The following is a 6,272-nucleotide window of genomic DNA, read 5'->3' as shown; positions in this document are numbered from 1 at the left end:
GCAGGTACGGCTCGATGAACTCCCAGTCCTGGTCTGTCAGTTGCACTCGTGTCACACAAGACGGTCTACAGGATCGAAGATCACCGCGAGCGGGAAGCCCGCAGATTGATCACGACCCGATACGCGCCCTAGCACGGCATGACCCACGCAAACGCACCATTGTCCGTGGAGGGTCGCCGCCGATTGATCGAGCGTTGCAAGACTCGTCCGATCGCGCACGTAGCCGCAGAGATGGGGATTTCCCGAGCTACGGCGTCGAAGTGGGTGAACGGCACCGCAGACACGGCGAACTCGGGTTGGTCGATCGACGTTCGACGCCGCACCATCAGCCGAGTGCGACACCAGTCGACGTGGTCACACGTATCGAGGAGATGCGGCGTGCCCACAAGTGGTCGGCCACCCGCATCGTCCACGAACTCGCCGTCGACGGGATTGTGATCTCGCGCCGTACGGTCACCCGCCATCTGGCCGCCCTCGGTCTGAACCGACGGAAGTTCATCGACCCCAACGGCAAGTCCAACCGAGAGCCGCAGACGATCACTGCTCGACGGCCTGGCCACATGGTGCACGTCGACGTGAAGAAGGCCGGCCGGATCCCCGACGGTGGTGGCTGGCGTATCCACGGTCGCGGAAGTCAACAGGCAAAGGCAGCCCAGCGCCGCAAGGGCAAGAGTGAGCGTGGCGGCTACGTCTACCTTCATTCCGCCATCGACGGGTACTCCAGGCTCGCCTACACCGAAGAGCTCCCTGATGAGAAGGCGGCCACTGCCGTCGCGCTTCTTCACCGGGCACGAGTCTGGTTCGCAGCCCACGGCATCACCCACATCGAACGAGTCGTGACCGACAACGGTGCCTACTACCGCGCTGACGCATTCGCTCGGGGCCTGTTCGGGTCACGCCGCCAGCGGATCACCCCGTACACACCTAGACACAACGGGAAGGTGGAGAGGTACAACCGCATCCTTGCCGAGGAGTTCCTCTACGCCGGCGCGTGGCTATCGGAAGACCAGCGTCGAGAAGCACTCGCGATCTGGAACATCCACGACAACTTCCACCGCCCCCACAGCGCCGCTGATGGAGAACCTCCTGCGGCGCGGCTACGCCAAGGCGTCAGCAATGTCCTGGCCTCCTAAACGCCCACAAGGTACCGACAGTGCACAAGTGGCTTCTGGCCCATCCCCGGTTCCAGTTGCACTTCACCCCGACGTACTCGTCCTGGATCAACCAGGTCGAGCGGTGGTTCGCCGAACTACAGCGGCGCTGTCTGGAGCGCGGCGTGTTCTGTTCATTCGACGAACTGAAGACCGCGCTCGAGGACTGGATCAAGACGTGGAACGAGCAGGCTCGCTCCTTCAGATGGACCAAGACCGCGGACCAGATCATCGACCGCATCTGCCGCTACTGCGACAGGATCTCCGGACCGGGACACTAGGCGAAATTGACCAGTCTGATGTACCGGGACCAGTCCCAGTTCGGTCCCGGATCGGTGTGGTCGCTGCCGGGCACCTGGTAGTGGCCGATGATGTGCTTCCTGTCCCGGGGGATGCCGTACTTGGCGCAGACGGCCGCCGTCAGCGTCGCGGAGCGTTCGTAGAGGGCGTCGGTGAAGTAGCCGGGCCGGTCCACCCAGCCTTCGTGCTCGATGCCGATGCTGCGGGTGTTGTAGTCCCAGTTGCCCGCGTGCCAGGCGATGTCGGCCTCCCGCACGCACTGGGCGACATGGCCGTCCGCGGAACGGACCACGTAGTGCGCGGACACCTTCTTCTTCGGGTTCTTGAAGACGGCCAGCGCGATCGTGAAGGAGGCCTGCGTGACGTGGATGATCACTCGGTCGATGGCGTGGGCCGAGGGACGCTCGGAGGGGGTGAAGTTGCGGGCGCTGGCCGGCTGCCACTCGCCCACGGGGTAGTCGACGGCCGCCTGCGCGCCCGAGCGTGGGGCGGGGAGCAGCGCGTAGGGGATGCCGGCGAGCGCCACGCCCTTCAGGACGCGTCGCCTGCTGAGGCCGGGCCGGGACCGGTTCTGGTCCATCGTCGGGTGCCTTTCCGGAGTGCGGGGGGTGTAGGCGTCACATGGACGGGTGCGAGGGGTGTCGGCCTCACATGCATGGGAACTGATGAGGCGTCACAGACCCAGTGTCCGGGCGGTCTCGCGCAGCCGCTGGTGCACGCCGCGGTATGTCTCCCGCGTGGGCAGCCACTCTTTGCGGAGCTTGGCCACGCAGGTGTAGTTGGTGTCGCACACGTTGGCCAACGGCGATTCGACCGCCTGGGTCGCGAACTGGTACGCGTCCATCTCACTGAACCCGTAGTCACGCACCAGCCACCGCACCAGGTCGAGCTGCGATATCCGGAACGCGTCCTCCAGCGGGCGCGCCGAGCCCGTCGAGATGAGATGCGTGTCCGATTCGATCCGGGGCCAGGGGTGGGCGACGTCCTTGAGCAGCTCGACGATCACCACGGTGTTCATCGCGCACTCCACGGCCACCCTGCAGGTCTCGCCCTCGCCCTGCCGGGCGTGCCCGTCACCGAGGCTGAGCAGGGCTCCCTCGACGTTGACCCCCAGGTAGCAGGTGACACCCGCCCGCATCTCGGGCGTGTCCATGATTCCGCCGTGCGCGTCCGGGACGAGCGCCGAGCGCACCTCCAGGTTGGCGGGCGCCACCCCCACCGTGCCGTGCATCGGGTCGAGGGGCAGTTCGCGTGCGAAGTCACTGTCCTGCGCGCGGAAGAGAACGGTGCGCCGGGTGCGGTCCAACTGCCAGATCCACACCCGCTCCGGGAGCGGCGGCGGCAGGGAGGCCGTGGCGTGGGTCCCGGTGAGAGCTCCGAACAGGGGCACCGTGGTCGACGCGGCCCAGTCCCGCGCCGGTTCGACGGACACGAAGTGCACGGCCACGGTGTCGCCGGGCTCCGCGCCTTCGACGCGGAAGGGGCCGGTCTGCGGGTTGAGGAAGGGGAACTCGCAGACCTCGGACACGAGGTCCTTCTCGGAGCGCACCCGGCCGGCGAAGCAGTCCTCGGTGTAAAGGTCGAGAACCGTGCCGGGCGCGATCCGTGCCACCGGAGCGGCGCCGCCGAACATCCAGGCGTAGTCGTCCGGTTCCGGGCGGACGGTCAGGATCCGGGGATCGGTCATCGTGGTTGCGCCTTTCTGGTCGTGCCGGCCATCTGACGGAAGGCGGATGTGTGCGGGTGCCGGATCGTCCGGACGCCGCTTCAGTGGCGAACGGTGCCGTCGTGTCGGCCGGTGACCGCGTCGGGCTGTTCGACATGCACCCGCGCGGTCTCGGCTATTCGCTCGGGATGACGCCGGAGAAGGATCAGCAGGACGACGACCCCCGCCGCCATCCGCAGGGCGACGACCGGTCCCGCGTACGACACCGGGGCCGTCAGCTCGGTCACGAAGTCGAACACCGGGAGGCCTGCCGCCGTCAGCAGGGCCGGGACGAACGCGGCGATCCCCAGCAGCGGGAACAGCAGATGCCGTACCGGCCTCAGCTTCTCCCGGCCGGCCCGCAGGAAGTAACCCGCGCACGCGAGGTTCACCACGATGTACACACCGACGACGACCGTGACGATCACCGTCGCGAGGAGCAGGAAGGCGGTCACCGGGTCGTAGGCGAAGCCGAGTCCCAGGACCGCCCCGACCGCGACGACGCTCTGCAGGGCGATGCCCGCGACGGGGGAGCGGTGCCGGGGATGGAGTGTGGCCAGCAGCCGCGGCAGGACCCGGATGCGGGCCAGTGCGAAGGCCGTGCGGGTCGAGACATTGGCGCACGCGTTGGCGTTGGCGATCGTGGAGTTGACCACCGCCAGGAAGACCAGCACCCGGAAGAGACCGAAGGACGTCCGGGCGACACCCTCCCAGAACGCGGCGCCCGAGGCCCCGAACCTCGCGAACAGGTCCGGGCCGAAGTACACGGTCATCGCGTATGTCGTGACGACATAGAACAGGCCGATGCCCAGGGCCGCACCGAGGACCGCCCGGTGCATGGTCCGGCGCGGGTCGCGTGTCTCCTCGGCGAGCGGCGCTGCCGCCTCGAACCCGGCGAACGCCAGCACCGTGTAGACGGACCCCGCGAAGACGCCGCTGATCCCGGAATAGCCGTCGGCCGTGTGGGACGCGCCGAACACCGAGAGCGTGTTGGCGTCGCCCGCTCTGCCGATCAGCCAGATGGCGAACACCAGGAAGACGAGGATCTCGAAGACGCCGAGGACGGTGCCGAAGCGGGCCGAGGCACGGATCCCGAGGTACCCGGCGACCGCGATCACCGCCGCGCCCGCCAGCGAGCAGGGCCACCACAGGTCCGCCGGGTAGGAGGACCACTCCTCGTGCAGGGTGCCCGCGGTGGTGAAACCGAGTTGGAGGAGCAGCAGCGGCGTGACGAGCGTCTCGACGAAGACGTAGCCCCAGCCGACCAGGAAGCCGATCGCCGGATGCAGTCCTCGCGCGGCGTAGGTGGCCACCGATCCGGCCGCGGGTAACTCGCGGGCCAGCTCGGCCACGCAGGAGGCGGTGAACAGGCACGCCACCAGGGCGACCAGGACCGCCAGCGGCAGACTGCCGCCCGCGAAGGCGGCGCCCGACGGAATCGACGCGGCCACCGCGGCGGCCGGCGCCATCGCCGTGATGCTCTGGAACAGGACCTCGCGCAGCCCGATGGCGTCACGCCGCAGCGTCGCGGTCGTCTCCTCGCGCATGTGTGTCCCCCCGTTATGTTCGTCGCGGTCCTGCAAGAGGGCCGCTGGCCTCCGGGCCCGGTATGACTGTGTCCCCCTGTCCGAGATGACCTGGGGGGTGGTGTCGCCGGGCCCGAGGGGTGCCGTTGGAGACGCTGATGAGAGGTCCGACTACCGCCCCGCCGAGCGCAACGCCCGGCAGCTCGTGGGTGGCAGGTCTGCATAACGTGGATGCGCGCACGACGCCAACGCCCCGGCCAGCACCCCACGCCCCATTCGGGAGGACGGCTTGAACGAGTACGACGAGATAGGCGTCTTCCTGGGCCTGGACGTCGGGAAGAGCGCCCACCACGGACACGGACTCACCCCGGCCGGCAAGAAGGTCTTCGACAAACAGCTGCCCAACACCGAACCGAAGCTGAGGCAGGTCTTCGACAAGCTCCGTGAGAAGTTCGGCACCGTCCTGGTCGTCGTGGACCTGCCGGCCTCGATCGGCGCTCTGCCGCTGGCGGTGGCCCGCGACACCGCCTGCCGGGTCGCCTACCTGCCGGGCCTGTCGATGCGGCGGATCGCCGACCTCTACCCGGGTGAGGCGAAGACCGACGCGAAGGACGCCGCGGTGATCGCTGACGCCGCCCGCACCATGCCGCACACCCTGCGCTCGCTGGAGCTGACCGACGAGATCACCGCCGAGCTGACCGTCCTCGTCGGCTTCGACCAGGACCTGGCGGCCGAGGCCACCCGCACCAGCAACCGGATCCGGGGCCTGCTCACCCAGTTCCACCCGTCCCTGGAACGGGTCCTGGGCCCGCGTCTGGATCACCAAGCGGTCACCTGGCTGCTGGAACGCTACGGATCCCCGGCCGCACTGCCAAAAGCCGGACGCCGCAGGCTGGTTGAAGTAATCCGGACCAAAGCCCCGCGCATGGCGAAGCGGCTGATCGACGACGTCTTCGAGGCCCTCGACGAGCAGACCGTCGTGGTCCCGGGCACTGGCACCCTGGACGTCGTCATCCCGCCGCTGGCCCGCTCGCCCGGCGCTGTTCACGAACAAAGACGGGCGGCAGAAGCCCAGATCACAGCCCTGCTGGAGGACCACCCTCTTTCCAAGGTCCTGACGTCGCTGCCCGGCGTCGGCGTCAGGACCGCCGCCGCACTGCTGGTCACCGTCGGCGACGGCAACAGCTTCCCCACCGCCGCCCACCTCGCCTCCTACGCCGGCCTCGCCCCCACGACGAAGTCCTCGGGGACCTCGATCCACGGCGAACACGCACCCAGAGGCGGCAACCGCCAGCTCAAACGCGCGATGTTCCTGTCCTCGTTCGCCGCCCTGCACGATCCCGCCTCCCGCACCTACTACGACAAATGCCGGGCCAGAGGAAAGACCCACACACAAGCCCTCCTCCGCCTGGCCCGACAACGGATCAACGTGCTATTCGCGATGCTCCGCGACGGCACCTTCTACGAACCTCGAACCCCACGCCCCGCTTGACGAAAGACATAGAGGCACCCCCCCGATACGTGTCGGCCTGCCGTCGCTCGACGTGCGCACGTTGCTTTGCAGAGCGCGCTCCGCCGTGAAGGGACGGT

General features: G+C 68.3%; 5 protein-coding genes and 1 pseudogene. 3 read left to right on the top strand and 3 right to left on the bottom strand.

Features of this window, described 5'->3' with window-relative positions; genetic code table 11:
• Positions 1–138 precede the first annotated feature (138 nt).
• Positions 139–1,133 (top strand): annotated as a pseudogene (locus ACGFYV_RS10765) (IS481 family transposase).
• A gap of 20 nt (positions 1,134–1,153) precedes the next feature.
• Positions 1,154–1,432, top strand: a complete 279-nt coding sequence (locus ACGFYV_RS10760) for a transposase (protein ID WP_393878008.1) — start codon at positions 1,154–1,156, stop codon at positions 1,430–1,432.
• On the opposite strand, the gene ACGFYV_RS10755 is transcribed toward ACGFYV_RS10760, so the two are convergent.
• The 3 genes from ACGFYV_RS10755 to ACGFYV_RS10745 all read right to left on the bottom strand — a co-directional run bounded on the left by ACGFYV_RS10755 (position 1,429) and on the right by ACGFYV_RS10745 (position 4,703).
• Positions 1,429–2,031, bottom strand: a complete 603-nt coding sequence (locus tag ACGFYV_RS10755; RefSeq protein WP_393878007.1) for an N-acetylmuramoyl-L-alanine amidase — start codon at positions 2,029–2,031, stop codon at positions 1,429–1,431. The two genes, ACGFYV_RS10760 and ACGFYV_RS10755, sit on opposite strands and share 4 nt — an antisense overlap.
• Before the next feature lie 93 nt (positions 2,032–2,124).
• Positions 2,125–3,138 (bottom strand): acetamidase/formamidase family protein, encoded by a 1,014-nt coding sequence (locus ACGFYV_RS10750; protein ID WP_393878006.1) that lies wholly within the window; start codon positions 3,136–3,138, stop codon positions 2,125–2,127.
• Positions 3,139–3,218: 80 nt separating this feature from the next.
• On the bottom strand, positions 3,219–4,703 hold the full coding sequence (locus tag ACGFYV_RS10745; protein ID WP_393878005.1) for an APC family permease: 1,485 nt from the start codon (positions 4,701–4,703) through the stop codon (positions 3,219–3,221).
• Positions 4,704–4,971: 268 nt separating this feature from the next.
• On the opposite strand from ACGFYV_RS10745, the gene ACGFYV_RS10740 reads away from it, so the two are divergent.
• On the top strand, positions 4,972–6,174 hold the full coding sequence (locus tag ACGFYV_RS10740; RefSeq protein WP_393878004.1) for an IS110 family transposase: 1,203 nt from the start codon (positions 4,972–4,974) through the stop codon (positions 6,172–6,174).
• The last annotated feature ends 98 nt before the right edge of the window (positions 6,175–6,272 follow it).

It is taken from the genome of Streptomyces sp. NPDC048297, assembly GCF_043201585.1.
Taxonomy (GTDB): Bacteria; Actinomycetota; Actinomycetes; order Streptomycetales; family Streptomycetaceae; genus Streptomyces.
This window is presented reverse-complemented; position numbering and strand designations above follow the sequence as displayed.

Bases quoted from the DNA above. Each gene is read 5' to 3' on its own strand.
- ACGFYV_RS10755 (WP_393878007.1), bottom strand. From the start codon at position 2,031: ATGGACCAGAACCGGTCCCGGCCCGGCCTCAGCAGGCGACGCGTCCTG.
- ACGFYV_RS10750 (WP_393878006.1), bottom strand. From the start codon at position 3,138: ATGACCGATCCCCGGATCCTGACCGTCCGCCCGGAACCGGACGACTAC.
- ACGFYV_RS10745 (WP_393878005.1), bottom strand. From the start codon at position 4,703: ATGCGCGAGGAGACGACCGCGACGCTGCGGCGTGACGCCATCGGGCTG.